Annotated in this window: 22 protein-coding genes, 1 pseudogene and 1 riboswitch; of the genes and pseudogenes, 7 read left to right on the forward strand and 16 right to left on the reverse strand. The window is 66.0% G+C overall.

Going from position 1 to position 25050, the window contains the following annotated elements:
* Nucleotides 1–60 precede the first annotated feature (60 nt).
* Complete coding sequence (gene putA, locus WH265_RS09150; RefSeq protein WP_339558044.1) at nt 61–3924, forward strand: trifunctional transcriptional regulator/proline dehydrogenase/L-glutamate gamma-semialdehyde dehydrogenase; 3864 nt, start codon at nt 61–63, stop codon at nt 3922–3924.
* Nucleotides 3925–4036: 112 nt separating this feature from the next.
* Here the strand turns inward: putA and WH265_RS09155 are convergent, their stop codons facing one another.
* Nucleotides 4037–4609 (reverse strand): TMEM165/GDT1 family protein, encoded by a 573-nt coding sequence (locus WH265_RS09155; protein WP_339558045.1) that lies wholly within the window; start codon nt 4607–4609, stop codon nt 4037–4039.
* Nucleotides 4610–4705: 96 nt separating this feature from the next.
* Nucleotides 4706–4819, reverse strand: a riboswitch (yybP-ykoY riboswitch).
* A 231-nt stretch (nt 4820–5050) separates the two neighbouring features.
* Here WH265_RS09155 and WH265_RS09160 point away from each other — a divergent pair.
* Both WH265_RS09160 and WH265_RS09165 read left to right on the forward strand, forming a co-directional pair.
* A complete protein-coding gene (locus WH265_RS09160) occupies nt 5051–5446 on the forward strand; it encodes an RNA recognition motif domain-containing protein (RefSeq protein ID WP_021025438.1) in 396 nt (131 codons plus the stop codon).
* Between the two features lie 255 nt (nt 5447–5701).
* A pseudogene (locus WH265_RS09165) lies at nt 5702–6247 on the forward strand (RNA recognition motif domain-containing protein); the annotation flags it as partial.
* 175 nt (nt 6248–6422) lie between these two features.
* Here the strand turns inward: WH265_RS09165 and WH265_RS09170 are convergent.
* From WH265_RS09170 to WH265_RS09185, 4 genes are read right to left on the reverse strand one after another with little or no spacing between them, the layout of a single operon-like run.
* Nucleotides 6423–7244, reverse strand: a complete 822-nt coding sequence (locus tag WH265_RS09170) for an SDR family oxidoreductase (RefSeq protein WP_339558047.1) — start codon at nt 7242–7244, stop codon at nt 6423–6425.
* A 7-nt stretch (nt 7245–7251) separates the two neighbouring features.
* Complete coding sequence (lptC, locus tag WH265_RS09175; RefSeq protein ID WP_021025689.1) at nt 7252–7851, reverse strand: LPS export ABC transporter periplasmic protein LptC; 600 nt, start codon at nt 7849–7851, stop codon at nt 7252–7254.
* Nucleotides 7848–8420 carry a KdsC family phosphatase gene (locus tag WH265_RS09180; protein ID WP_339558048.1) on the reverse strand — a complete coding sequence of 191 codons (573 nt, stop codon included), beginning with the start codon at nt 8418–8420 and terminating at the stop codon, nt 7848–7850. Before WH265_RS09180 ends, lptC begins: the two co-directional genes overlap by 4 nt.
* Nucleotides 8420–9418: a KpsF/GutQ family sugar-phosphate isomerase gene (locus tag WH265_RS09185; protein WP_339558049.1), complete on the reverse strand. Its 999-nt coding sequence runs from the start codon at nt 9416–9418 to the stop codon at nt 8420–8422. Before WH265_RS09185 ends, WH265_RS09180 begins: the two co-directional genes overlap by 1 nt.
* A 139-nt stretch (nt 9419–9557) precedes the next feature.
* Between WH265_RS09185 and WH265_RS09190 the strand changes: the two genes are divergently transcribed.
* Nucleotides 9558–10112, forward strand: a complete 555-nt coding sequence (locus WH265_RS09190; protein WP_021025692.1) for an adenine phosphoribosyltransferase — start codon at nt 9558–9560, stop codon at nt 10110–10112.
* 92 nt (nt 10113–10204) lie between these two features.
* On the opposite strand, the gene WH265_RS09195 is transcribed toward WH265_RS09190, so the two are convergent.
* Together WH265_RS09195 and WH265_RS09200 are read right to left on the reverse strand one after the other, a co-directional pair.
* Complete coding sequence (locus WH265_RS09195; protein ID WP_339558050.1) at nt 10205–10936, reverse strand: hypothetical protein; 732 nt, start codon at nt 10934–10936, stop codon at nt 10205–10207.
* Nucleotides 10937–11239: 303 nt separating this feature from the next.
* Entirely contained in the window at nt 11240–11716 is a 477-nt protein-coding gene (locus WH265_RS09200) for a Crp/Fnr family transcriptional regulator (RefSeq protein WP_339558051.1), read from the reverse strand.
* 193 nt (nt 11717–11909) lie between these two features.
* On the opposite strand from WH265_RS09200, the gene WH265_RS09205 reads away from it, so the two are divergent.
* Complete coding sequence (locus tag WH265_RS09205) at nt 11910–12836, forward strand: class I SAM-dependent methyltransferase (RefSeq protein ID WP_339535655.1); 927 nt, start codon at nt 11910–11912, stop codon at nt 12834–12836.
* Nucleotides 12837–12983: 147 nt separating this feature from the next.
* Here the strand turns inward: WH265_RS09205 and azu are convergent, their stop codons facing one another.
* Genes azu through WH265_RS09225 form a run of 4 tightly spaced genes read right to left on the reverse strand, consistent with a single transcriptional unit; the run spans nt 12984 to nt 16680 of the window.
* Nucleotides 12984–13472, reverse strand: a complete 489-nt coding sequence (gene azu, locus WH265_RS09210; RefSeq protein WP_339558052.1) for an azurin — start codon at nt 13470–13472, stop codon at nt 12984–12986.
* Between the two features lie 57 nt (nt 13473–13529).
* Nucleotides 13530–14327, reverse strand: a complete 798-nt coding sequence (locus WH265_RS09215) for an ABC transporter ATP-binding protein (RefSeq protein WP_339558053.1) — start codon at nt 14325–14327, stop codon at nt 13530–13532.
* Nucleotides 14324–15424 (reverse strand): FecCD family ABC transporter permease, encoded by a 1101-nt coding sequence (locus WH265_RS09220; protein ID WP_339558054.1) that lies wholly within the window; start codon nt 15422–15424, stop codon nt 14324–14326. The genes WH265_RS09215 and WH265_RS09220 overlap by 4 nt, the downstream gene beginning before the upstream one ends.
* On the reverse strand, nt 15421–16680 hold the full coding sequence (locus WH265_RS09225; RefSeq protein ID WP_339558055.1) for an ABC transporter substrate-binding protein: 1260 nt from the start codon (nt 16678–16680) through the stop codon (nt 15421–15423). Before WH265_RS09225 ends, WH265_RS09220 begins: the two co-directional genes overlap by 4 nt.
* Nucleotides 16681–16837: 157 nt before the next feature.
* On the opposite strand from WH265_RS09225, the gene WH265_RS09230 reads away from it, so the two are divergent.
* Both WH265_RS09230 and WH265_RS09235 read left to right on the forward strand, forming a co-directional pair.
* Complete coding sequence (locus WH265_RS09230; RefSeq protein WP_339558056.1) at nt 16838–17587, forward strand: response regulator; 750 nt, start codon at nt 16838–16840, stop codon at nt 17585–17587.
* Nucleotides 17584–19041, forward strand: coding sequence for an ATP-binding protein (locus tag WH265_RS09235; RefSeq protein ID WP_339558057.1), 1458 nt, complete (start codon nt 17584–17586; stop codon nt 19039–19041). The genes WH265_RS09230 and WH265_RS09235 overlap by 4 nt, the downstream gene beginning before the upstream one ends.
* A 172-nt stretch (nt 19042–19213) precedes the next feature.
* On the opposite strand, the gene mnmE is transcribed toward WH265_RS09235, so the two are convergent.
* From mnmE to WH265_RS09260, 5 genes are all read right to left on the reverse strand, one after another.
* Nucleotides 19214–20683 carry a tRNA uridine-5-carboxymethylaminomethyl(34) synthesis GTPase MnmE gene (gene mnmE / locus WH265_RS09240; RefSeq protein ID WP_339558058.1) on the reverse strand — a complete coding sequence of 490 codons (1470 nt, stop codon included), beginning with the start codon at nt 20681–20683 and terminating at the stop codon, nt 19214–19216.
* A gap of 163 nt (nt 20684–20846) precedes the next feature.
* Nucleotides 20847–22430 (reverse strand): ABC transporter substrate-binding protein, encoded by a 1584-nt coding sequence (locus WH265_RS09245; protein WP_021025799.1) that lies wholly within the window; start codon nt 22428–22430, stop codon nt 20847–20849.
* A gap of 132 nt (nt 22431–22562) precedes the next feature.
* Entirely contained in the window at nt 22563–24266 is a 1704-nt protein-coding gene (gene yidC / locus WH265_RS09250) for a membrane protein insertase YidC (protein ID WP_339558059.1), read from the reverse strand.
* Nucleotides 24263–24547, reverse strand: coding sequence for a membrane protein insertion efficiency factor YidD (gene yidD, locus WH265_RS09255; RefSeq protein WP_084635722.1), 285 nt, complete (start codon nt 24545–24547; stop codon nt 24263–24265). The genes yidC and yidD overlap by 4 nt, the downstream gene beginning before the upstream one ends.
* Nucleotides 24544–25026, reverse strand: a complete 483-nt coding sequence (locus WH265_RS09260) for a ribonuclease P protein component (protein ID WP_339558060.1) — start codon at nt 25024–25026, stop codon at nt 24544–24546. Before WH265_RS09260 ends, yidD begins: the two co-directional genes overlap by 4 nt.
* Nucleotides 25027–25050: the final 24 nt, after the last annotated feature.

Genomic DNA, 25050 nt, shown 5'->3' on the forward strand with positions numbered 1-25050 from the left:
TTCAAACCACAAACGATCACACTGGCGGCATTCACTATTTACTTGCTAACCGAGCCCGCCATGACTGCCAACGCCATTGTTGACAACCAGCCCTCCACCACCTTGCCCATTTCGGCCGCAAACAGCAGCCCATCTGGCGCAAGCGCTCCTGTTTTTAATGAGCTGGTATCGGCCTTGCAGCCCGCCTCGGCGCTGCGCGCGGCCATCACTGCCGCCTACCGCAAGCCCGAGCCCGAAGCGCTGCAAGCGCTGCTGCTCCAGGCCACGCCGCCCGCCGCCATCGCCCAGGCGGGTGATGCGCTGGCGCTGCAACTGGCCCGCACCCTGCGCGAGCGCAAGGCCGACAGCGGCCGCGCTGGCCTGGTGCAAGGCCTGCTGCAGGAGTTTGCGCTGTCGTCGCAAGAAGGCATTGCGCTGATGTGCCTGGCCGAGGCGCTGCTGCGCATTCCCGACACGGCCACCCGCGATGTGCTGATCCGCGACAAGATCGCGCACGGCCAGTGGAAGGCCCACGTGGGCAAGAGCCCCTCGATGTTCGTCAATGCCGCTGCCTGGGGCCTGGTGCTGACCGGCAAGCTGGTGGCCACGCACAGCGAGGGCTCGCTGGGCCAGTCGCTCACCCGCCTCATTGGCCGGGGCGGCGAGCCGCTGATCCGCAAGGGCGTGGACATGGCCATGCGCATGATGGGCGAGCAGTTCGTCACCGGCGAGACGATTGGCGAGGCGCTGAAGAACGCAGAGCGCCTGGAGGCCAAGGGCTTCCGCTACTCCTACGACATGCTGGGCGAAGCGGCGATGACCAGCGATGACGCCAAGCGCTACCTGCGCGACTATGAGAACGCCATCCATGCGATCGGCAAGGCCAGCCATGGCCGGGGCGTGTACGAAGGCCCGGGCATCTCGATCAAGCTGTCGGCGCTGCACCCGCGCTACAGCCGCGCCCAGTACGACCGCGTGATGGCCGAGCTCTACCCCGTGGTGCTGCAGCTGGCCGTGCTGGCCAAGGGCTACAACATCGGTCTCAATATCGATGCCGAAGAAGCCGACCGCCTGGAGCTGTCGCTGGACCTGCTGGAAAAGCTCTGCTTTGCGCCCGAGCTGGCCGGTTTTGCCGGTATCGGCTTTGTCGTGCAGGCCTACCAAAAGCGCTGCCCCTATGTGCTGGACTTCATCATCGACCTGGCCCGCCGCAGCCAGCACCGGCTGATGGTGCGCCTGGTCAAGGGGGCCTACTGGGACAGCGAGATCAAGCGCGCCCAGATCGACGGCCTGGAAGGCTACCCGGTCTACACCCGCAAGGCCTATACCGATGTGTCCTACCTGGCCTGCGCACGCCAGCTGCTGGCCGCGCCCGATGCGGTCTACCCCCAGTTCGCCACGCACAACGCCCACACCCTGGCCACCATCTACCACCTGGCCGACCCGGCCCGCTACCAGCCCGGCCAGTACGAGTTCCAATGCCTGCACGGCATGGGCGAGCCGCTGTACGAGCAGGTCGTGGGCCGCAACGCCAGCGAAAACCTGGGCCGCCCCTGCCGCATCTATGCCCCGGTGGGCACGCATGAAACCCTGCTGGCCTACCTGGTGCGCCGCCTGCTGGAGAACGGTGCCAACACCAGCTTTGTGAACCGCATTGCCGACCAGGACATCCCCCTGGCCAAGCTGGTGGAAAACCCCGTGACCACCGCCCAGCAATGGGCGCAGAGCGAAGGCCAATTGGGCCTGCCCAACCCGCACATTGCCCAGCCGCGCGCGCTGTATGGCGCAAGCCGCAGCAATTCGGCAGGGCTCGACCTGTCCAACGACGACCGCCTGCGTGCGCTGCAGAACGACCTGCAGGCCAGCGCCCAGATGGCCTGGCATGCCCAGCCGATGCTGGCCGATGGCGCGCCCGCATCCACCCAGGCCAGCGAGCCGGTGCTGAACCCGGCTGACCACGGCGACCAGGTCGGCAGCGTCACGCAGGCATCGACCGAGCAGGTGGAATTTGCGCTGGCCGCCGCCCAGGCCGCCGCTGCCCACTGGCAGGCCACCCCGCCCGCCCAGCGCGCTGACTGCCTGGCCAAGGCCGGTGACCTGCTCGAAGCCCATATGCCCACCCTGATGGGTGTGCTGGTGCGCGAGGCCGGCAAGACCTGCTCCAACGCGATTGCCGAAGTGCGCGAAGCGGTGGACTTTCTGCGCTTTTACGCAGCCCAGGTGCGCAGTTGGGGCCAGGCGGATTACCAGGCGCTGGGCCCGGTGGTCTGCATCAGCCCCTGGAACTTCCCGCTGGCCATCTTCAGTGGTCAGATTGCCGCCGCGCTGGCTGCCGGCAACACCGTGCTGGCCAAGCCGGCCGAGCAAACCCCGCTGATCGCCGCTGCCGCCGTGCAGGCGCTGTGGCAAGCCGGCGTGCCGCGCGATGTGCTGCAGCTGCTGCCGGGCACCGGCGAGACCGTGGGCGCCCGCCTGGTGGGCGACCACCGCGTGCAGGCCGTGATGTTCACCGGCTCGACCGAGGTGGCTCGCATTCTGCAAAAGACGCTGGCCCAGCGCCTCGACGCCCAAGGCCAGCCCGTCACCCTGGTGGCGGAGACCGGCGGCCAGAACGCGATGATCGTGGACTCGTCCGCGCTGGCCGAGCAGGTCGTGGTCGATGTGCTGTCCTCGGCCTTTGACTCGGCCGGCCAGCGCTGCTCGGCGCTGCGTGTGCTCTGCGTGCAGGAAGAAGGGGCCGACCGCCTGCTGCACATGCTGCGCGGCGCGATGCAGGAGCTCCAGCTGGGCAACCCCTGCCAGCTCAAGACCGATGTCGGCCCCGTGATCGATGCCGAGGCCAAAGGCGTCATCGACCAGCACATTGCCCGCATGCAGGCCGCTGGCCACCAGGTCTGGCAAAACAGCGGCGCCAGCGCGCAAGGCACCTTTGTGCCGCCCACGGTGATCGCCATCGGCCAGCTCTCCGAGCTCAAGCGCGAGGTCTTTGGCCCGGTGCTGCATGTGCTGCGCTACCGCCGCGAGAACCTGCCCCAGCTGCTGGCCGACATCAATGCCACCGGCTACGCGCTCACCCTGGGCCTGCACACCCGCATTGACGAGACCATCAACCAGGTGGTCAATGCCGCGCATGCCGGCAATATCTATGTGAACCGCAACATCGTCGGCGCCGTCGTCGGCGTGCAGCCCTTTGGTGGCGAAGGCCTGTCGGGCACGGGCCCCAAGGCCGGCGGCCCGCTGTACATGCTGCGCCTGCTCAGCCGCATGCCCGCCACGGCCACCGTGGATGCGCTGGCCCATCTGCCGCGCATGGCCGGTAGCGAGGCCCCGGCCGCCAGCACCGGCCAGCGCGGCAATGCCCATGGCCTGGAACAGGCCGATGCCGCCCCCGCCGCTGCGCTGGAGGCGCTGCAAAGCTGGGCCAGCCAGCAAGGCCAGGGCGATCTGGCAGCGCTGTGCCAGCGCTATGCTGCCCATACCGGCAACGGCTTTGCCGCCGAACTGCCCGGCCCCACCGGGGAGCGCAATCTGTATGTGCTGAGCGGCCGTGCGCGCGTGGGCTGCGTGGCCAGCACCAGCAGCCTGCTGCTGGCCCAGCTCGCCGCCGTGCTGGCCGCTGGCTCCACCGCCGTGTGGCCCGCAGGCAGCAGCCATGCCAGCCTGCTGGCCCAGTTGCCCGCCTCGGTGCGTGCTTCGGTGCAATTGTCTGCGCACAGCGAGCAGGCCTTTGTGCAGTCCGAAGCCTTTGATGCGCTGATCGTCGATGCGGCCAGTGGCTGGCTGCCCACGGCCAGCCGCCTGGCCGGCCGCGCCGGTGCCATCGTGCCGATCACCGCCCAGGCCGCCGACGGCAGCGTGCCGCTGTTCCGCCTGCTGGCCGAGCATGCCATCAGCATCAACACGGCTGCGGCCGGCGGCAATGCCAGCCTGATGACCTTGGACTGAGGCTGAGGCTTGGGGGCACAGCCCCATGAAAAAAGGGCTCGAGATCGCAAGATCCCCAGCCCTTTTACTTTTAGTTAGTACGTTGCCAGTGTTGCTAGCGCCACCAGCGCTATCAGTCCATCATCGTGAACAGCGCGGCCACCCCCAGCACCAGGAAGATCACCGCGCAGACGCGGTGGATCCAGCGGATCGGCAGCTTCTTGGTGATCTTGTCGCCAAACCAGACCACCGGCGCATTGGCCAGCATCATGCCGATCGTGGTGCCGGCAACCACCCAGTAATAAGAAGCGGGGTACTTGGCGGCCAGGCCCACGGTGGCCAGCTGGGTCTTGTCGCCCATCTCGGCCAGGAAGAACAGCAGCACCGTGGTGCCGAACACGCCCCAGCGGCCGCTGCTCTTGCCCGCTTCGTCCTCGTCGATCTTGTCGGGGATCAGCATCCAGCCGGCCATCAGGATAAAGGACACGCCCAGAATCCAGCGCAGCACATCGGGGCCCAGCATCGTGGCGATCCAGGCGCCAACGGCGCCGGCCAGCGCATGGTTGACCAGCGTCGAGACAAAGATGCCCAGCACAATGGGCCAGGGTTTGCGGTATTTGGCAGCGAGGACGAGGGACAGCAGCTGTGTCTTGTCGCCCATTTCGGCAAGGGCAACGACAGCGGTCGAGAGGAGAAAGGCTTCCATAGAGTGGGGATCGTTATTGCAGCCGGATATAGCAAGACAGCATTGACCGCATCGCGACTCCGGCATTGGATCGCAACGTGGTCAATGGTCTCGCCCAGCATCCTCATCACCAGATGCCGTGTACGCCATAGGCCGCGAAGGCCCAAGTTTGTTGACGCACACTCTGCGGCGCATCGCGCGCCCAGCAGGCTACTCCCCAAAGACTGGCGCATCATACGCCCAAAAGCGATGTTGCGCCGCAACACCTACGCCCGCCAGGGAAAATACCAAGGGCTGGTTGCGGGAACTGTCAACACAGCGTAAGGCGATTCACCCATAATGGTGAAGCTCAATGTGCCCCCGGGTACACTAGAGCGCGCGGTGATCCGTCTTGGAAGTTGTCACAGGTTTGTTGATTGCATCAGGCTCCATCGCTTTTTTTACTTTTTTCGGAGTCCTCAAATGGGCAACAAACTTTACGTGGGCAACCTGCCTTACTCTTTCCGTGACAGCGATCTGGAAAGCACTTTCAGCCAATTCGGTACCGTCTCCAGCGCCAAGGTCATGATGGAACGTGACACCGGCCGTTCCAAGGGCTTCGGCTTTGTGGAAATGGGTTCGGACGCTGAAGCACAAGCTGCTATCGAAGGCGTGAACGGCCAAGGCTTTGGCGGTCGTAACCTGGTCGTGAACGAAGCACGTCCAATGGAAGCACGTCCTCCACGCAGCGGCGGCTTCGGCGGCGGTGGTGGTGGCCGTGGTTTCGGCGGTGGTGATCGTGGCGGCTTCGGCGGCGGCGGTGACCGCGGTGGCTTCGGCGGCGGTGGCCGTGGTGGCTACGGTGGCGGCAGCTACTAAGCACATCGCATCCAAAACCTCTGAGAGGTTTTGACAGTGAGATGACGGGTTTTCCCGGAAAAAAGGCCTCTTTGAGGCCTTTTTTGCATCTGGTTGCAGCTTCTGCGCCACAACTGAGGGGCACAACTATGCCATTCTCGGTTTTTATGCCAGAAAATAAAGGATGGAGCATTCCTCCATTGGGCTACTGCGATAGATGACCGGTGTTCTACAGGGCGCGATCGCATTATTTAAGAGTTATCAGGAGTCCCTCAAATGGGCAACAAGCTTTACGTCGGTAATTTGCCATACCAGGTTCGCGACAACGATCTGGAACAGGCCTTTGGTCAGTTTGGCAGCGTAACCAGCGCCAAGGTGATGATGGAACGCGACACGGGTCGCTCCAAGGGTTTCGGTTTTGTAGAAATGGGCAGCGATGAAGAAGCCCAAGCTGCGGTCAACGGTCTGAACGGTCAGCCCCTGGGCGGCCGCAATCTGGTCGTGAACGAAGCACGCCCCATGGAGCCCCGTCCTCCCCGCAGCGGCGGTGGTGGTTTTGGCGGCCCACGCGGTGGTGGCTTTGGCGGCGGCGGCGGTAACCGTGGCGGCTTTGGCGGCGGCGGTGGTGGCTACGGCGGCGGTGGTGGCGGTGGCTACGGCGGCGGCGGTGGTGGTGGTTACGGCGGTGGCGGCGGCGGTGATCGCGGCGGCTACGGTGGTGGCGGTGGCGGCGGTGGTTATGGCGACCGCGGTGGTCGCGATGGCGGCGGCGGCCGTGGCGGCAATGACCGCGGCTTTGGTGGTGGCGATCGTGGCGGTGAGCGCGATGGCGGCTTCCGCAGCCCCTACGGCAATGGTTCGCGCAACCGCGGCGGCAACCAAGGCTACGACAACAACGACGACTATTGATGCCTGCAGGCACAGCCCGGCGCTGTGCCGCACCGCAACGACAAAGCCCCGCCAGGGGCTTTTTTCATGCCCGGCTCAGGACCTGCTTTCAGTCTTGACCCGGTGGCGCCTCTTGCACCCGCTCGCGGTGGCGGTGCTTGCGCGGGCGGTTGGCCAGCGCGCGGTCATAGAGGGCATTGGGCAGGCAGCGCAACAGCTTGGCCACCCAGCCCATCTGCCAGGGGATGACGGCATAGCTGCGCGCCTTGGCAATCACCGCAAAGGCCTGGTCGGCAAAGGCCTCGGGCTGCATCAGGAACGGCATGCCGTAGCGGTTGTGGCTGGTGAGCGGCGTGGCGACAAAGCCCGGGCAGATGGTGACCACCTGCACGCCGCTGCGCTGCAGTTCCACCCGCAGGCTCTCGCAGTAGCTGATGACCGCCGCCTTGCTGGCGCAGTAGGCACCGTGGCCGGGCAGACCGCGTATGCCGGCCACGCTGGCAATACCGACCAGCTTGCCACTGCCGCGCGCCTGCATGGGCCGCACAAAGGCATGGAAGGTGGCAGCCATGCCAATCACATTGGTCGCATAGGTCTGGGCCATGACCTCCAGGTCCTCGCGCTCGGCCGTGTCGATGCCGTAGCTCACCCCGGCATTGGCCACCACCACATCGGGCAGGCCCTGCTGCTGCAGGCATTGCGCGCAGGCAGCAATGGTCTGGTCCTGGTCGGCCACATCCGCGCCATAGATGGCGTAGCGGCTGGCGTCCATCGCCTGCGCCTGGGCCCATTCCTCGATCAGCGCGGTACGGCGGGCCACCAGCGCGAGGCGGTAACCGGCCTGGTAGTAGCGCCAGGCCAGTGCCTGGCCGATGCCGCTGGAGGCGCCGGTGATCAGCACCAGCGGTGCATCGCTCAGGGGAGTGGACATGCGGCGCTCAGCGTGCGGGCTGCAGCACGCCCTTGACCCGGCCCTTGAGCTCTGCGACCTGGGTGATGTTGTTGAAGACCATCGAGTCGGCCGTGAACCGGTCCTGGCCCCGGATGATCTCGACGGGCTTGTTCGAGCTCACCCGCTCTTCATTGACAAAGGCGTGCAGAAACTCGCCCCGGAACTCCATCTGCGGCGCGCCTGGCTTATTGCTGCTGCGCACCACCTTGGCATTGCCAAACAGCTGCACTTCGGAGCCATCGGCATTGGACAGCGCGCGGTTGGCGGTGGCCACCGTGGTGGAACCATCCTGGCGGATGGCACGCATCGTGGCCGTGTCGATCTCCAGCGTGTCGGTGTCCATGTAGTGGCGCATCTTGTTGCCCTGGATCTCGCTGGTCAGCACGCCGGTGCCGTCAAAGCTGCGCACCGAAAAGTCGTTCATGTAGTAATCCACCTCGTGGCCGGCCACCACCTGCTCGCGCACGCTCTGGGGCTTGGGGGCATTGCGCACCAGCCACCAGGTGCCCAGCGCCAGCAGGCCCATCAGGATCACCGGCAGGTAGATGGACGACAGGTCCATAAGGCGTCGCAGGCGAGATTTCATTGTCCGTACCGATCGAGCAGGTTGACATAGGCACCGCAGGCGGCCAGCACGGCGTCGCAGAGCTCGCGCGCAGCACCGGCGCCGCCTTGGCGGGTGGTTACCCAGTGTGCCACGCCCAGCACTTCGGGGTGGGCATTGGCGGGGGCGCAGGCCAGCTGGCAGCGGCGCAGCACCGGCAGATCCGGCCAGTCATCGCCAATCGCAGCCGCCTGGTGCCAGTCCAGGCCCAGGGCCTCGAGCATGGCCTGGGCGGCAGGCAGCTTGTCCTCGGTGCCATAGCGCACATGCGCGATGCCCAGCGCCGCCAGGCGGTGGCGCAGCGGTGCCGAATCGCGCCCGGTGATGACGGCCGGCACAATGCCGGCCTCGCGCAGCATCTTGAGGCCATGGCCGTCGAGCGTGTGGAAGCGCTTGAGCGTCTCGCCCTGCTCGCTGATGTACAGGCCCCCATCGGTGAGCACGCCATCCACATCGAAAAACACGATCTTGATGCCCTGGGCGCGCAGCAGCAGCTCAGCGGGCCACTGCTGGGCGGGGGTGATGGCGGGCAAGGTGAATGTGCTGGCCATCAGATCACCTTGGCCCGCATCAGATCGCCCACATGCACGATGCCCACCAGACGCTGGGCCGCATCGGTCACCAGCACGCTGGTGATGCGGTGGGCCTCCATCATCGCGGCAGCGTCGGCCGCCAGTGCGTCGGCCGATATCTGGCGCGGCGTGGCATGCATCACCTCAGCGGCCGTCAGCCCGCGCAAATCGGCACCGGCCTCAATGCGGCGGCGCAGATCGCCATCGGTGAACACGCCCTGCAGCAGGCCATGCGCATCGACGATGGCAGCGGCCCCCATGCCCTTGGCACTCATCTCGCGCATCAGGTCGCTGAAGCTGGCGCTGGGCAGCACCGTGGGCAGCGCATCGCCCGTGCGCATCACATCGGCCACATGGGTGAGCAGACGCCGGCCCAGCGCGCCACCGGGGTGGGAGCGGGCAAAATCTTCGGCCTTGAAGCCGCGCGCATCCAGCAGCGCCACAGCCAGTGCATCACCCATCGCCATTTGCGCGGTGGTGCTGGCCGTGGGGGCCAGGTTCAGCGGGCAGGCCTCCTTGTCGACCTGGGTGTTGAGCACCCAGTCGGCATGGCGCGCCATCGAGGACTGCAGGTTGCCTGTCATCGCCACCACGGGCACGCCCAGGCGCTTGAGCACCGGCAGCAGCACGGAAATCTCGCCACTCTCGCCGCTGTTGGAGATGGCCAGCACCAGGTCCTGGCCCGTGACCATGCCCAGATCGCCATGGCTGGCCTCGCCCGGGTGCACAAAAAAGGCCGGCGTCCCGGTCGATGCCAGGGTGGCGGCAATCTTGCGCCCCACATGCCCGCTCTTGCCCATGCCGGTGACCACCACACGCCCGGGAATGTCCAGCATGCGCTGCACGACCTGGACAAAGTTGTCGTCCAGGCGCTGCGTCAGTGCCGCAATGGCCTCGGCCTCGATCGCGAAGGTAGACGCCGCCAGGCGCAGAATCTGCGCCGCTTCAACGGGGCGCTTGGGCTGTAGGGTGCTCATGGAGGCTGATTTTATCGGAGCGCCCGCGCCCCGGCGGGCGCAGGTCATTGCCAAACATGCTTAACCTGCGCCGGGCGCCGGTTGCTGCTGCCGCAGTTGGACTACCATGGCGGCTCCTCCCCTTTTCTGCCCGCCCACCATGCACGCTCCCGACGTCAACGCCTTTTTACGTCACCACATCCGCACCGTTCCCGATTGGCCAGCGCCGGGCGTGCAGTTCCGGGACATCACCCCGCTGCTGCAGAACCCGCAGGTCTTCCATGTGCTGATCGATGCCTTTGTGCACCGCTACATGTCGCGCGACATGCGCCCCGATGTGGTGGCCGGGCTCGATGCGCGCGGTTTCATCCTCGGCGCCGTCATCGCCTACCAGCTCAAGGTGGGCTTTGTGCCGATCCGCAAAAAGGGCAAGCTGCCCTTCACCACGGTCGAAGAAACCTATGAGCTCGAATACGGCAGTGCCACCGTGGAGCTGCATGCCGACGCCGTGAAGCCCGGCGACAAGGTGCTGCTGGTCGATGACCTGATTGCCACTGGCGGCACGATGATGGCCGGCAAGAAGCTGCTGGAAAAGCTGGGCGCCCAGGTGATGGAGGGCGCAGCGATTGTCGACCTGCCGGAGCTGGGCGGCTCCAAGCGGCTGACCGACGCAGGTCTGCCGCTGTTCACCTTGGTGGATTTCGCGGGGCACTGACTACGGCCAGCGGGCCTTCGCACCTCAGCAAAGAGCTGCCAAGGACCCGCGCAAAGTCTCTTCGCGCCGCGCCAGAGGCTTTGAAAATGTTCTCAGTGCAGATCGCCGTACTGGGTATTGCTCAGGCCGCCAAAGCTGGTGTCGGCCGTGGGCGCGGGCGCACCGCCGCGCTGCGCGGCCTCCCGGGCGATCTGGGCATTGTGCGCGGCGCTGCGCGCGGGCGGCACAATCGGCGCGGGCCGGGGCGCCGCACTGGTGGCAGCGCGGTTTGCAGCCGATGCACCGTCGAGCGCAGGCACCGGGTTCAGCGCCGCCTCGAGCAAGGCTTTCTTGAAGGCGGCAATCTCCGCCTCATCGACCGGGTCCATGCCCAGCGGCACCGGCACCACGGCCGGCTGGGGCGCGGTGACCACACTGGGGGCCTTGGAGCTGGTGACACCCAGCTGGGCATTGAGGCGCCAGTAGACGGAAGTGATCACGATCTCGAAACGGGTCTTGGCCGAGTAGGCGATCAAGGCCTCGATCTGCGTGAGCTTGTCGGGCGAGGCGCAGTGCTGCTGGGCCAGGTCCACCATCACGATGAACTGCGTGGCACGCTTGTCCAGCGCCAGCACCTTGAATTTGTAACCTGCCGACAGAATGCCCGAGCGCACCATCGACTCGCGCACGGCGGAATACACCATCTCGCGGCGGGCCGAGCGCTCACCGGGGCGGGGCGCGGCGCTGTCGTGCTGCGGTGCCGCAGCCATGGGCTTGGCGGCCACCAAGGGGCTCTGGGCGGCCAGCATATCGTGCTGGCTCACACCCAGCGGTTCGGCAAACATGGTTTGCGGCCCCAGGGGCGCAAAAGCCGATTTTTTTTCTGGTCGACTGAACCATTTGGCAAATATAGACATGCCACTCCCTACCCTGATCAGAATTTGAGCCGCAGACACAGGCCTTGGGGGATATGGCCTGGCTGGCCGCATCCCGCCTTGCAGGCCCGCAAACCTGGGGTTGGCTGGGTCTGCATCCGCGACTCTCTTATGGTCACCCGTTTCATCACGCAACAGGCGTTTGTAATTGTAGGAAGGAGTATTGCATACACTGGTCAGAAAAGCGCGCGCGATTTGACCAATGCCAAGCTTTTATGTTGCGGCGACGCGGCGTTTTCGGTTGCCCAGGCGCTTGGCCAGCACCGATCCGGCCGCCATCGCCAGCGCGACGGCCACCGTGGGCTGGCGGTTGCACAGCTCGGTAAAGCGGATGCTCGACAGCCCCCAGAGGCGGCAGCCGGCCACCGCCTGCACAGTGGCATTGCGCGGCTGGTGCGAGAAGAACGCGCCTTCGCCGACAATGGAGCCCGCGCCGACGATCGCCAGGCGAATGCGCTGCTTTTCGTCCTCGAAATGCACGCTGAGGCTGCCGCTTTCGACGAAAAACAAGGTGCGCTCCTGCGTGCCTTGCTGAAACAGCACCTGCGATGCCGCCAGCTGGGTCTGCGTCAGGTACGGGGCCAGGATCTCCCACTGCGCAGCCGTCAGCGGGTTGATCATGCTTTCCTCGTCCTGGCAGTTGTTAATGGCTGTTACCAGGGGCTTGATGTCATTGGTGCTATGAAACATGAAATCCTCCTCCGCAATCCTGGCGGTGGATCCACCAGTGATCTATCGAAATTCCTAATCCAAGAAATCTAACCGAGTGGCTGCACAATGGCTGGGCGGCGGGGCAAAAATTTGTAAGAAGTATCGCCCAGCCCACAATTCCTGACCAAGCACGCCGCCTCCCACCTTCTCTCCTAGACGTTTTTCAGATTCCATGCATGCATTACTAGAGGCCATCGCCACCATGCCCGCGAGCCAGCAGGCGCAACGCCTCTTCCACGGCCGGGGCGGCCTGTTTCCCGGTTGCGAACACCTGTCGCTGGACCTGTACCCACCGGCGGTGGTGCTGACCAGCTTTGCGCCGCTGGCCGACGAGGCGCTGCAAAGCGTGGGCGGTGCGCTGCAGCAGCGCTGGCAGCAGCTCTACCCGGGCGAGCCGCTGACCTGGGTCTACCAGTGCCGGGCGCTGGGCGCGGCCGAGACCCGCCTGGTCCAGGGCAGCCTGCCCGAGCCCCATACGGTGCAGGAAGACGATGCCCGCTACCTGGTGCATGTGCTGCGCGGGCAAAACCATGGTCTCTTTCTGGACATGGCCGAGGGCCGGCGCTGGGTGCGCCAGTTCATCGCGCGCCAGCCCGATCCCGAGCGCTGCACCGTGCTCAACCTGTTTGCCTATACCTGCGCCTTTTCGGTGGCGGCGCTGCAGGCAGGCGCCGGCCAGGTGGTCAATATCGACATGAGCAAGGCGGCCTTGGCCAGCGGCCAGCAGAACCACCGCCTCAACCAGCTCGCAGGCGGCCAGTTCTGGGGCCATGACATTTTCAGCAGCTGGGGCAAGATCACCCGCACCGGGCCTTACCAGCTGGTGATCATGGACCCGCCCAGCTACCAAAAGGGCAGCTTTGTCGCCACCAAGGATTACGCGCGCCTGATCAAGCGCCTGCCCGATCTGCTGGCGCCGGGCGGCTTTGCGCTGCTCTGCCTCAACGCCCCCGAGCTGCCGCTGGCCTTCTTGCAAGACCAGATGGCCGCGCTGGCGCCGGAGCTGGAGTTCATCGAGCAGGTGGCCAACCCGGCCATCTTTGCCGATGTCTCGCCCGACCGGGCGCTCAAGGTGCTGGCCTACCGCATGCCCAGCTGAGGCTGCGCCGCTGGTTCAGCGGTTTAGAGCCGGTAACACGATCCAGCAAACCGAAGGTTTGCGGTTGAGACTAGGCGTCCTGCCGCAGGCAGTACTGTAGTACGACAAGGCAGGGCAACGACGTATCAAGGGTTGTGTTAACGGCTCTTAGTCGATGACGACCAGCTTGCCGCGCATCGGCTCGGCATGCGTGGGGAAGGAGCAGAAATAGGTGTAGTCCTCACCCTGGCGCAGGCGCTCGACCGGGAAGCTCACCGAGGCATGCTCGCCGCCCGACAGCATCTGGGTGGCAGCCAGCACGCGGGCATCGCCACGGCTGAGCCAGGCGCGCTCGGGGCCCGAACGCTGGCCTTCGCGGATCACCGCCTCGGTGTCCTGGCTGCGCGTCAGCACCCAGTTGTGGCCCGCTTCCTGCCAGGGCTTTTTGCCGGTGTGCAGCAGGTGCACGATGAACTGTGCGCAGCGCTTGCTCACGCGCAGCTCGGTCAGGTCAAACTTTTTGCCGGGCTGGCCTTGTACATGGGCCTCGCAGACCGGGGCCGGCGCCGTGGCGGGCGCGGCGGGCTGCGCGAAGGCGGCGCTGCTGGCGCCCAGGGTGGCGGCGCAAAGGGCAAGATGGTGCAAGGAAAACGTCATGGTGGATCGCTTGGGTGGTTGAGAAAGAAGAAGCAGGCGGTGGATCCCTCTGGCCGCTCAGCGCAGCAGGCCATCCACCATCACCTGCGGAATGCCGCGCGAGCAGGGCTCGACACGGGCCCGCACGCCATAGACACGGGCCAGCAGCTCGGGGTTGATCGCGTCGCTGGGCAGGCCATCGGCCTGCAGCTCGCCGCTTTTCAGCACCAGCACGCGGTCGGCATGGCGCAGCGCCAGGCCCAGGTCATGCAGGACCACCAGCGTGACCATGCCGCAGCGGCGGGTCTGCTCGCCCACCAGTTCCATCACATGGAACTGGTGGTTCAAATCCAGCGCCGACAGCGGCTCATCGAGCATCAGCACCTGGGGCTGGCGGATCAGCGCCTGCGCCAGGCCGGCCAGCTGCGCCTGGCCGCCCGATAGCTCATCGAGGTGGCGCATGGCCAGGTGGTCAATGCCCAGCAGCTGCAGCAAAGCGGCGCACTGCATGACGGCATCCTGGGCCGGCTCCGCACCCACCTGCAGGCTGTGGGGCGAGGCCTTGCGCGCGGCCATCAGCGATTCGATCACGCGCAGATGCACGGCCGCCGGCAAGGCCTGGGGCTGGTAGACCACGCGCCGGGCGCGCTCGGCCAGGCTGGCCTGGTCCAGCGCTTCACCGTGCAGGCGCACCTGGCCGCTGGCACGGGTCAGCCCCGCCAGCGCCCGCAACAAGGTCGATTTGCCACTGCCATTGGGCCCCAGCACCACGGTGACCTGGCCGGGCTGCAGATCGGCCAGCGACAGCCCAGGAATGACCACGCGCCGGCCATAGGCCACCTGCAGTCCGCTGATCTGCAAACCGCCCGCGCTCATGCCCGCCCCCGGGTGCGCAGCACAATGGCCAGAAAGAAGGGAATGCCCACCAGCGAGGTAACGATGCCCACCGGCACGATGACGCCGGGCACCAGCGCCTTGGAAGCGACGGAGGCCAGCGACAGCACCAGCGCGCCGGTCAAGGCCGAGGCAGGCAGGTAAAAGCGGTGGTCATCGCCCACGAGCCGGCGCGCAATATGCGGCGCGACCAGGCCAATAAAGCCGATGCTGCCGACAAAGGCCACCGACAGGGCCGCCAGCAGGCTGATGCGCAGCAGCGCGCCCAGGCGCAGGCGCCGCACATCCACACCAAAGCTGGCCGCGCGGTCCTCCCCCAGGCGCAGCGCGGTCAGCCGCCAGGCATTGCGCATCGACAGCGGCAGCACCACCGCCAAGGCCAAGGCCAGCGCACCCAGCTTGGGCCAGGTCGCCCGCGAGAGGCTGCCCATGGTCCAGAACACCAGGCCCTGCAAGGCCTCGGCCGTGGCCACAAACTGCAGCAAGGACACCAGGGCATTGAAGCTGAACACCAGCGCAATGCCAAACAGCACCACACCCGTCGCGCTCATGCCGCCCCAGCGGGCCACCAGATCCAGCAGCAAGGCCGAGGCCATTGCAAACACAAAGGCATTGGCCGGCACCGCCCAGGATGCGGGCACGCCCGGCAGGCTCCAGTCCAGCACAATCGCCAGCGCTGCGCCAAACGCGGCGGCCGACGACAGCCCCAAGGTAAAAGGGCTGGCCAGCGGGTTGGCCAGCACGGTCTGCATCTCGGCGCCCGCCAGGCCCAGCGCCAGGCCGACGGCGACTGCCATCAACGCATAGGGCAGGCGAATGTCCCAGACAATCACGCGCAGCGCTGGCGGCGCGGCATCGGGCGTGTACAGGGTCTGCAGCAGCTGCGGCAGCGCCAGGCCCGAGGGGCCGGTGGTGAAGTCAAACAGCAGGGCCGCGACAATCGCGCTGGCCAGCAGCGCCAGCACCAAAAGGCGCCAGCCCGTCAAGCGGCGGTAGGCCTGGGCGCGCTGCTGGGCCTGGGCCACATCGACGGCCGAGCTGGCAGCGCCTGCGGCCAGCGGCGGCACAGCCACGCTCATGGCTTGGCCTTCAAGGGGGCGATATCGCCCCAGTACGCGCCTTGCATCGGCAGCGCCGGCAAGAAGCGCTGGTTGATCTCAGCCATCGTCGCCTGCGGGTCCACATCGGCAAAGCGCTCGGGGTAGAACCACTTGGCCATGGCCTCGATCGCCAAAATATTGGTGGGCGCATCATAGAAGTTGTGCCACAGGCCATGGGCGCGGCCCGCGCGCACGGCGCTCAGCGTCTCAAAACCCGGACGCTGGGTCAGCTCGCGCAGGCTGCTGCCCAGTTGCGCGGCGCTCACCCCTTCGCCCGCCCGCACCATCGGCCGGCTGCCCTGGGGCCGGCTGCCGGTGGCGATGTAGACGGCCGGGTCCTGGGCGATCAGCGCCTCCTGGTTCAGGTCGCCAATCGCGCCGGGGATCTTGCCTGCCGCGATATTGATGCCGCCAGCGGCGTCAATGAACTCACCCACATTGCCCTTGCCGGCCGTGTGGCAGCAGCCATCCCAGACACCGGCCAGCAGCTCGGCAAACACCAGTGGGCGCTGGTCCGCAGGGATGCCCTTGACGCGGGACTGCACGCGCTGCAAATGCGTCTCGTAGAAATCGGCATAGGCATTGGCCTGCGCCTCGCGCTGCACCGCCCGGCCCAGGATGCGGATGCTCTTGGCGGTATTGCGCACCGGCTGGGCGCGGAAGTCGATGAACACCACCGGCACGCCGGCTTTCTCCAGCGCCTGCACCAGGCTGCTTTGGCGGCCCGGGCCATGGCCGCCCAGACCAAAGATGGCGATATCTGGCTGGGTGGACACCGATTTTTCGTAGCTGACGCTGTCCTCCGAGGTACGGCCAATCAGCGGAATCTGCGTGATCTGCGGAAAGCGCTGCTGGTAGGCCGCCCAGCCATTGGGGTCGGCAAAGGCCAGCTCACCTTGCCAGCCCACAATGCGCTTCAGGGGCTCAGCGCCCTCCATCAGCGCCAGCGCGTACAGAAATCGGCCTTCGCCCAGCAGAATATGGTCCACCTTGGCGGGGATCTGCACGGTGCGGCCTACGATATCCACCACCGTCGTGCCCTGCGCGGCTGCGACCTCACTTGCAGCTTGCGCCGGGGCAGCGATGGTCAGGCCTGTGGCCAGGCCCAGCCCCAGCGCCAATCCCAGCGCGCGCAGGCGTATGCCCGCTTGCGCAGCAGTACAAAAACGGGACGGAATCCGGGCAGCGGATGCACCTGCACCTTGCAGTGCCGGGGAGAGCTTCAATGCGGTCATGGTCACAACAAACTAGAATGAAAATCGTTCTTATTGATCAGTGAGCCGCCACTCTAATCAGCGCCGCAGCGGCCCAAGAGCCGCTGCCCGCCTGATTTGCAATGCCATGTTGTCGCCCCGCCCTCCAACACAATCCATTACTTATCCGGAGAAAACCGTGACGCCCCCGCCCCCCGCCAGCCTGCCCGGCAAGGCCCGCATCCTGGTGGTCGATGACGACCCGGAGATCCGCGAGCTGCTCTGCGACTACCTGCGCGCCCAGGGCATGCAGGCGGCTGCCGTGGCCGATGGCCAGGGCATGTGGGACTGGCTGGCCCGCCACAGCGCTGACCTGGTGGTGCTGGACCTGATGCTGCCCGGCGTCGATGGCCTGGCGCTGTGCCGCAGCCTGCGCGAGCGCACCCCTATCGCGGTGGTGATGCTGACAGCGCGCGGCGCGCTGATGGACCGCATCCTGGGGCTGGAGATGGGCGCCGACGACTACCTGCCCAAGCCCTTTGACCCGCGCGAGCTGCTGGCCCGCATCACTGGCGTGCTGCGGCGCACGCGCCAGGTGCCGGCATCGATGCACGAGCCCGAGCACCTGGCCACCCTGCGCTTTGCCGGCTGGACCTTGAACATGCAAAGCCGCAGCCTGCATGACCCCGATGGCCTGCTGATCAGCCTGGCCCAGTCGGACTACCGCGTGCTCTGCGCGCTGGCGCAGAACCCGCAGCGCACCTTAAGCCGCGACTACCTGGCCGAATACACCTTTGGCCGCGAGCGCCAGGCGCTGGACCGCGCCGTCGATGTCTGCATCAGCCGCCTGCGCCAGCACCTGGAGCCCCAGCCGCGCCAGGCCCAGCTGCTGCGCACCGTGCGCAATGCCGGCTATGTGCTCGCCTGCGAGGTCGAGACGCTGGCGTGAACAGCGCCGCTGCAACCCCAGGCCAGGGCCGCTGGCGTCCCAACGGGCTATCGTGGCTGGCGCGGCTGTGGCCGCAGACCCTGTCCGGCCGCATCGCCGCCATCCTGGTCATCGGCATGCTGGCCGCCCAGGCGATGACCGGCACCATCTGGTGGGAGATGCGCCGCAGCCAACTGCTGGAGGTGCCCCTGCGCCTGGTGGCGGCACGCGCTGCCGATACGCTGGCCTTGCTGCAGGCCAGCCCGCCCGAGCAGCGTGCCGCGCTGGTTGCGCAGTGGCAAGGCAGCCGCTACCAGCTGCAGCTGGTCGACGGCGCAGGCGCCACCACCGCGCCCTCGCCCTACCCCGAAGCCCAAGCCCTGGTGGCCCAGGTGATCGGCGAGCGCCTGGGCCAGCCCGTGCCCTTGCAGTTGCAGCAGCTCGCGCTGCTGGGCGAGCGCCACGCAGAAGGCCGCCGCCACCCGGTGCTGCTGGCCGACCAGCCCGAAGCCCATCTGCGCCTGCTGCTGCAAATGCAGGATGGCCAGTGGCTGCAGATCGATGCGCAGGAAGGCGAAATCGGCCAACCGGTGCAGCCGCTGCAGGCGCTGGCCGACTATGTGCTGCGTGTCTACCTGCTGCGCAGCCTGGTGATTGTGGCCGTCGCCCTCATTGCGGTGCGCCTGGCGATGCGCCCCCTGCAGCGCCTGGCCGCCGCCGCCGAGGCGCTGGGCCGCAACCTGCACAGCCCGCCGATGGATGCGCGGGGCCCGCGCGAAGTGCAGCAGGCGGCCCAGGCCTTCAACGCGATGCAGCAAAAAATCAACGAAGGCCTGGCAGAGCGCACACGCTTTTTGGCCGCTGTATCGCATGACCTGCGCTCGCCCATCACCCGGCTGCGCCTGCGCGCCGAAATGCTCGAGCCCGACGCCCTGCGCGCCAAGTTTCGCAAGGACCTCGAAGAGATGGAGCACATGGTTGCCTCCACCCTGGACATGCTCACCGGCGCCCATGCCAGCGGCCCGCGCCAGACCATGGACATCCATGCTTTGGTCCATGGCGTAGCCCAGGACATGCACGAGGCCAGCGGCCTGCCGGTCCCCGTCAGCGGCCGGGCGCTGCAGCCCTACACCGGCTACGCCCAAAGCCTGCGCCGGGGCCTGCAGAACCTGGTGGAAAACGCGCTGCGCTATGCCGGCGATGCGCAGTTGCACATCGACGACGATGGCCAGCAGCTGCGCATCCACGTGCGCGACCATGGCCCCGGCATCCCCGCCGCACAGCGCGAACGGGTGCTGGAGCCCTACTACCGCATGGAGCCCTCCCGCAATGCCGCATCCGGCGGCGTGGGGCTGGGTCTATCGATTGCGCAGACGGTGGCGCAGGCCCATGGGGGCGAGCTGTTGCTGCGCGAGGCGGATGGGGGCGGGTTGGAGGCGGTGCTGGTGCTGCCTCGGGGGCTGGAGCCGCGATGAACCACAGCAGTTCTTACATGTAGCCCGTGGACCGTCTGCCGAACGCTCAGCAGAATCCCAAACGTCGTGCGCGGCCGCTCATGCTGAGTTATCCGGAATTTCGGGACAGTTCTAAAAGAACTTAAAGATTCCTAGATGCGCACTGACGCAGCGCACGCGCCAGAACCTCCCATCACTTGCCAATACAAAAGCTCGAAAAAATCACCCCCAGCAAATCATCCGATGTGAATTCGCCGGTGATCGCATTGAGTGATTGCTGCGCCAGGCGCAGCTCTTCGGCCAGCAGGTCGAGGGCGGGGCTGTCCACATGCAGCTGGGCATGGGCGATATCCAGGTGCTCTTCGACCTGTTGCAGCGCCTGCACATGGCGGGCGCGGGCGATGTAGGTGCCTTCGGCGGCGGGCTGCCAGCCGGCCATGGCCAGCAGTTGCTGGCGCAGGGTGTCGAGGCCCGCGCCGGTTTTGGCCGACAGCACCAGCGGGGTCTGGTCGCCCGCAGCGGCAGCAGCAGGCGGGGTGCTGAACTGGGCGGCGGCCTCGGCGCTTTGGCGGTGCGCCTCGTCGGGGGTCAGCGCATCGGCCTTGTTCCAGACCTGCAGCACGGGCACATTGGCAGGCAGCTGCTGCTGCAAGGTGGCGGCAATCTCGCGGTCGGCCTGGGCATAGTCGGCCTGGGCCATGCGGGTCAGGTCGTGCAAGAAGAGCACCGCGTCGGCGGCGGCGATTTCTTCCCAGGCGCGGGCAATGCCGATGCGCTCGACCTCGTCACTGCTCTCGCGCAGGCCGGCGGTGTCGATCACATGCAGGGGCACGCCTTCGATCTGGATGGTTTGCGCAACCTTGTCGCGCGTGGTGCCGGCAATGGGGGTGACGATGGCCAGCTCGGCGCCAGCGAGCGCATTGAGCAAGGAGCTTTTGCCTGCATTGGGCTGGCCGGCAATCACCACCTTGATACCCTCGCGCAGCAAGGCGCCCTGGCGGGTGCGCTGCATGACGGCCTGCACGGTGGCGCGCAGCTGGTCCAGCTGGCCATAGGCATCGGCTTTTTGCAGAAAGTCGATCTCCTCTTCGGGGAAATCCAGGGTGGCCTCGACCAGCATGCGCAGGTGCACCAGCGCATCGCGCAGGCGGTGCACCTCTTGCGAGAAGGCACCGGTCAGCGAGCGGCTGGCGCTGCGCGCGGCCGCCTCGGTGCTGGCGTCGATCAAATCGGCAATTGCCTCGGCCTGGGCCAGGTCGATCTTGTCGTTGAGAAACGCGCGCTCGGTGAACTCCCCCGGCTCGGCCAGGCGCAGGCCCGGCAGCAGCGGCGTGCCACTATCAGCCTCCGCCTGCGCGGCTTCCAGGCAGCGGGCCAGCAGCAGCTGCAGCACCACCGGGCCGCCGTGGGCCTGCAGCTCCAGCACATCCTCACCGGTGTAGCTGTGCGGCGCGGGAAAGTACAGCGCCAGCCCCTGGTCAATGGCCTGGCCGTCTGCTGCTTTAAAGGGCAGGTAGGTGGCTTCGCGCGGCTTCAAAGCCTTGCCGCAGAGGCGCTCGACCAGCGGCGCAATCGCCTTGCCCGATACGCGCACAATGCCCACCGCTCCGCGCCCGGGGGCAGTGGCAATGGCAACAATCGGATCGTGGTGGCGTGCAAGCATGGGCAGGTCTTTGGCGCGAGTGGAGCAAGCCCCACATTATCGGGCGACCAGGCCGGCGGCATGCCCGCCAGGCTATTGGCCTGGTTCACCGCACTTCGCCCCGCCCCATGAAAAAAGCCTGCTGGCGCAGGCTTTGGGGTGGTTGGAGTGTGCAGCGAGACGCTTACTTGACCGTGGTCCAGGCGGGGATGGGGCGCGCATCGGCGCGGTAGACGGTCTCGATGCCCTTGCGCATCGCCCAGGGGAAGATCTGGTGGTGCACGGGGATCGTGTAGAAGTTGTCCTTGGTCATCTTCAAGGCGTCGTTGATCAAGGCATCGCGCTTGGCCGTGTCGGTCTCGGTCTTCATCGCGTCGATCTTGGCGTCCAGCTCCTTGTCGGCAATGCGGCCGCCGTTGTAGACGCCGCCGCCCGCTGCGCCCTTGCTGTGGATCAGCGCGTCGAGCGAGTAGAGCGCATCAAAGGTCGCCACACCCCAGCCGAACAGGTAGGCGTTCGGGTCGGAGTTCATCACGCGGGTCACGAACTGCGCCATCGGCGTCGCCTGCAGGCTGGTCTTGATGCCGATGCGGGTCCACATCGCGGTGACGGCCTGGCAGATCGCCTCGTCGTTCACATAGCGGTCGTTCGGGCATTCGAGCTTGAGGTTGAAGCCATTGGGGTAACCCGCTTCAGCCAGCAGCTTCTTGGCGCCTTCGACGTCGTACTTGGCGGCACGCTCTTCGAGCTCCTTGCTCCAGCCGTGCACCATCGGTGCCACCATCGTGCCGGCGGTGATCGACATGCCGCGCATCGTGCGCTTGTGCAGGCCGTCGGTGTCGATGGCCATGTACATGGCCTTGCGCACGCGCACATCCTTCATCGGGTTCTTGCCCGGGGTGCCAGCGCCTGGCAGCTCGTCGCGGAAGATGTCCAGACCCAGGTAGATGGTGCGGTTCTCGGTACCCTCGAGCAGCTTCAACTCCGCGGTCTTCTTGATGCGGTCCTGGTCTTGCGGCGGCGGGTCGACCATGAAGTCGACCTGGTTGGAGATCAGTGCCGCGGTGCGGGTGGCGGCCGACTTGATGGGGGTGAAGACGATCTCGTCGACGTTGCCGGTGGGCTTGTCCCACCAGGCGGCGTTCTTCTTCAGGGTCAGCTTCACATCGGGCTGCCAGCTGACGGCGACAAAGGAGCCGGTGCCATTGGTATTGCGGCTGGAGTAGCTTTCTTCCTTGCCGGCGTAGTCCTGGGTCTTGACGGCGTTGTTCTTCTCGGCCCAGGCCTTGTTCATGATGCGTGCTTCGGTCAGCTCGCGCAGCAGGATGGGGTTGGGGCCCTTGAGGATCAGATCGACGGTGAAGTCATCGACCTTCTTGACTTCCTTGATGCTCTGGGTGGCGCTCATCATGTTCGATGGCGGGGTCATGATGCGGGTCAGCGAGAACACCACATCATCGGCGGTGAAGGCTGCGCCATCGTGGAATTTGACGCCCTTGCGCAGCTCAAAGCGCCACTGGGTGGGGCTCACCTCGGTCCACTTGGTCGCCAGTGCGGGCTCCAGCTGGAAATCCTTGCCGTAGCGCACCAGCGGCTCATAGACCTGCTGCAGGAAAGCATGGGTGGTCTGGTGGTTCTGTGCGTGGGGGTCCAGGGTCAGGATGTCGTTGGCACCTGCCCAGCGCAAGGTGGCCGCCTGGGCCGCGCCTGCACAGACCAACACTGCCAGCGCCAGCGCGCTAGGTCGAAAAACCGATACTTTCGCCATACCTGAACCCCTATTTTGTTGAACACATTTTCAAACAACTCATGCTAACGAAAAAACGGTCGCTAATGCGACCGTTTGGGAGGTGTATCCGGGAATGCCCGCCTAGGCAATCCCTGCATTGACAAATGCTGGCTACTTGAACTTCGGCAGGTTGAACTGCGGCGGCACACCCATGCGGGTATTGATGATCCACTGCTGGGCAATCGACAGCAGGTTGTTGGTCAGCCAGTACAGCACCAGACCGGCCGGGAAGAAGAAGAACATCACGCTGAACATCAGCGGCATGATCCACATCATCTTGGCTTGCATCGGATCGGGTGGTGCGGGGTTCAGCGCCGTCTGCAGCAGCGACGACAGGGTCATCAGCACAGGCAGGATGAAGAACGGATCGGGCACCGACAGGTCATGGATCCAGCCGATCCAGGGCGCGTTGCGGATTTCCACCGACGACAGCAGCACCCAGTACAGCGCGATGAACACCGGGATCTGGATCACGATCGGGAAGCAACCGCCCATGGGGTTGACCTTCTCTTCGCGGTAGATGCGCATCATCTCCTGCTGCATCTGCTGGGGCTTGTCCTTGAGGCGCTCGCGCATCTCCATGATGCGGGGGTTGATCGCCTTCATCTTGGCCATCGATGCATAGGCCTTGGCATTGAGCCAGTAGAACGCGATCTTCAGCAGCATCACCAGGGCCACAATCGACCAGCCCCAGTTGCCGATGAAGCCGTGCAGCTTGTCGAGCAGCCAGTACAGCGGCTTGGCCAGAATCGTCACCCAGCCGTAGTCCTTGACCAGTTCCAGACCGGGAGCGATGGCTTCCAGCGTCTTTTCAATCTGCGGGCCCACGAACAGGCGCGCATCGATGGCCTTGCTCTGGCCGGGAGCGATCTCGCCCAGGTGGGTGATTTCGCCAACCGAGTACAGGTTGGTGCCGGCCTTGCGCACATAGATGTCGCGCTGCGTGCCCTGGGGCAGCAGCCAGGCGCTGGCAAAGTAGTGCTGCACCATGGCCACGTAGCCGTTGTCCGCTACCTTGTCCACGCTGTCGGTCTTGCCGTTTTCGATGTCCTTGAAGTCGACCTTGTGGTACTTCTTGGCTTCGGTGTAGACGGCCGGGCCGGTGAAGGTCGAGTAGAACGAGGATTCGCCAGCGGGCTTGTTGCCATCACGCGTCAGCTGCAGGTACAGCTGGGGGTTGACTGCGGCCGAGCCGGTGTTCACCACCTCTTGCTTCAGGCCAATCGCATAGTCGCCGCGCTTGAGCGTCCAGGTCTTGACCAGCTTGACGCCGCCCAGATCCGGCGACTCGAACACCACGTTCAGCTCGTTCTGGCCTTCGGCCAGCTCGCGCGGACCGGGCTTGAGGGTCATCGCCGTCTTGTGGGTCGGGAAGTTGCCGCCGATCAGACCGGTCTGTGCGACGTAGACGCGGTTGGCGCTCTCGTCGAGCAGCTTCACGGGCTTGATCTTGTCGTCCTGGTCGGCGTACTTGAGCAGCTCGGCACCCACCAAGGATGCGCCTTCGCTGTCAAAGGTCAGGCGCAGCAGGTCGGAGGCCACGGTCAGCTTCTCGCGTGCAGCAGCAGGGGCTGCCGCATCTGCAGCAGCCGTGCCGGGCACGTTGCTGGCGTTCGCAGCAGCCGCAGGGCTGGCGGCGCTGGCAGCGGGCAGACCGTTGTCGGTGCTGACTGCATCTGCAGGCGCCTGGGCCGTCACCTCAGGTGTGGGGAAGAATGTGGGTTTGCGACCATTGTGGATTTGCCACTTGTCCCAGAGCAGGACCAGGGAGAAACCAAATATCACCCACAAGATGGTGCGGCGAATATCGTTCATGAAGACTTCTCAGAGGGGGAAGAGGATGAATCGGCGGGAGTCACCAGACGACTGAACCAGCGCGGATGCGCGGGGACCGGGTCATGGCCGCCCTCGCACCAGGGATGGCAGCGCACCAGGCGGCGCACCGTCAAATAGCTGCCCATGGCAGCACCGTGCTGTTCCAGCGCCTGCAATGAATAGGCAGAGCACGTGGGCTCGAACCGACAGGCAGAACCTAGCCAAGGGCTCAGCAGCAGCCTGTAGCCGCGCACCAAACCCATGAGCAAGCGTTGCATCATACGCTAAGCGCCTTGGCGCCTTCGCCGCGCTCGGCTTTGGCCGGCTGGCTGTTCTTATGCGCCCGGGCAAACAGCTGCATCAGCTCGGCCCGCACCGCCTGCTTGAGCAGGTCGGAGCTGGGGCTGATGAACTGCTTGCGGTCGAACGTGCTGCGCAAGCGCACCACATGGGCGGCGACAGGCAGCTGCGCCTCGTGCAGCGCAGCGACGGCATAGATCTGCCGCTTGATGGCGTTGCGGGTGACCGCGCGGCGCGCCCAGCGCTTGGGCACCATGGCACCCAGCCAGGCCGCCTCCAACGCAAAAAGAGCCTGTGCCCCAACCTTTGCAGGTGGGTCACCAGGCCCTGATGGGGCAGCGGCGCTGCCCGAGGCGTCGGCAGACAACACCAGCCTGTGCAGCGCAAAGTGCGCTGTACGGGCGATGGTGCCGCCTGCCATGGCGGCTTGGAATTGAGGGCGAGTCTTAAGGCGATGCATAAGTGTCACCCACTGGTGCACTAC

This window comes from Comamonas sp. MYb396 (assembly GCF_037479555.1).
Taxonomy (GTDB): domain Bacteria; phylum Pseudomonadota; class Gammaproteobacteria; order Burkholderiales; family Burkholderiaceae_C; genus Comamonas.

Excerpts from the sequence above, each read along its gene's own strand:
- putA (WP_339558044.1), top strand. The coding sequence starts at position 61 with ATGACTGCCAACGCCATTGTTGACAACCAGCCCTCCACCACCTTGCCC.
- WH265_RS09225 (WP_339558055.1), bottom strand. The coding sequence starts at position 16,680 with ATGACCGCATTGAAGCTCTCCCCGGCACTGCAAGGTGCAGGTGCATCC.
- yidD (WP_084635722.1), bottom strand. The coding sequence starts at position 24,547 with ATGATGCAACGCTTGCTCATGGGTTTGGTGCGCGGCTACAGGCTGCTG.
- lptC (WP_021025689.1), bottom strand. The coding sequence starts at position 7,851 with ATGAAATCTCGCCTGCGACGCCTTATGGACCTGTCGTCCATCTACCTG.
- WH265_RS09155 (WP_339558045.1), bottom strand. The coding sequence starts at position 4,609 with ATGGAAGCCTTTCTCCTCTCGACCGCTGTCGTTGCCCTTGCCGAAATG.
- yidC (WP_339558059.1), bottom strand. The coding sequence starts at position 24,266 with ATGAACGATATTCGCCGCACCATCTTGTGGGTGATATTTGGTTTCTCC.
- WH265_RS09205 (WP_339535655.1), top strand. The coding sequence starts at position 11,910 with ATGCATGCATTACTAGAGGCCATCGCCACCATGCCCGCGAGCCAGCAG.
- WH265_RS09245 (WP_021025799.1), bottom strand. The coding sequence starts at position 22,430 with ATGGCGAAAGTATCGGTTTTTCGACCTAGCGCGCTGGCGCTGGCAGTG.
- WH265_RS09180 (WP_339558048.1), bottom strand. The coding sequence starts at position 8,420 with ATGGCCAGCACATTCACCTTGCCCGCCATCACCCCCGCCCAGCAGTGG.
- WH265_RS09185 (WP_339558049.1), bottom strand. The coding sequence starts at position 9,418 with ATGAGCACCCTACAGCCCAAGCGCCCCGTTGAAGCGGCGCAGATTCTG.
- WH265_RS09160 (WP_021025438.1), top strand. The coding sequence starts at position 5,051 with ATGGGCAACAAACTTTACGTGGGCAACCTGCCTTACTCTTTCCGTGAC.
- azu (WP_339558052.1), bottom strand. The coding sequence starts at position 13,472 with ATGACGTTTTCCTTGCACCATCTTGCCCTTTGCGCCGCCACCCTGGGC.
- WH265_RS09170 (WP_339558047.1), bottom strand. The coding sequence starts at position 7,244 with ATGTCCACTCCCCTGAGCGATGCACCGCTGGTGCTGATCACCGGCGCC.
- WH265_RS09195 (WP_339558050.1), bottom strand. The coding sequence starts at position 10,936 with ATGTTTGCCGAACCGCTGGGTGTGAGCCAGCACGATATGCTGGCCGCC.
- mnmE (WP_339558058.1), bottom strand. The coding sequence starts at position 20,683 with ATGCTTGCACGCCACCACGATCCGATTGTTGCCATTGCCACTGCCCCC.
- WH265_RS09190 (WP_021025692.1), top strand. The coding sequence starts at position 9,558 with ATGCACGCTCCCGACGTCAACGCCTTTTTACGTCACCACATCCGCACC.
- WH265_RS09215 (WP_339558053.1), bottom strand. The coding sequence starts at position 14,327 with ATGAGCGCGGGCGGTTTGCAGATCAGCGGACTGCAGGTGGCCTATGGC.
- WH265_RS09200 (WP_339558051.1), bottom strand. The coding sequence starts at position 11,716 with ATGTTTCATAGCACCAATGACATCAAGCCCCTGGTAACAGCCATTAAC.
- WH265_RS09260 (WP_339558060.1), bottom strand. The coding sequence starts at position 25,026 with ATGCATCGCCTTAAGACTCGCCCTCAATTCCAAGCCGCCATGGCAGGC.
- WH265_RS09220 (WP_339558054.1), bottom strand. The coding sequence starts at position 15,424 with ATGAGCGTGGCTGTGCCGCCGCTGGCCGCAGGCGCTGCCAGCTCGGCC.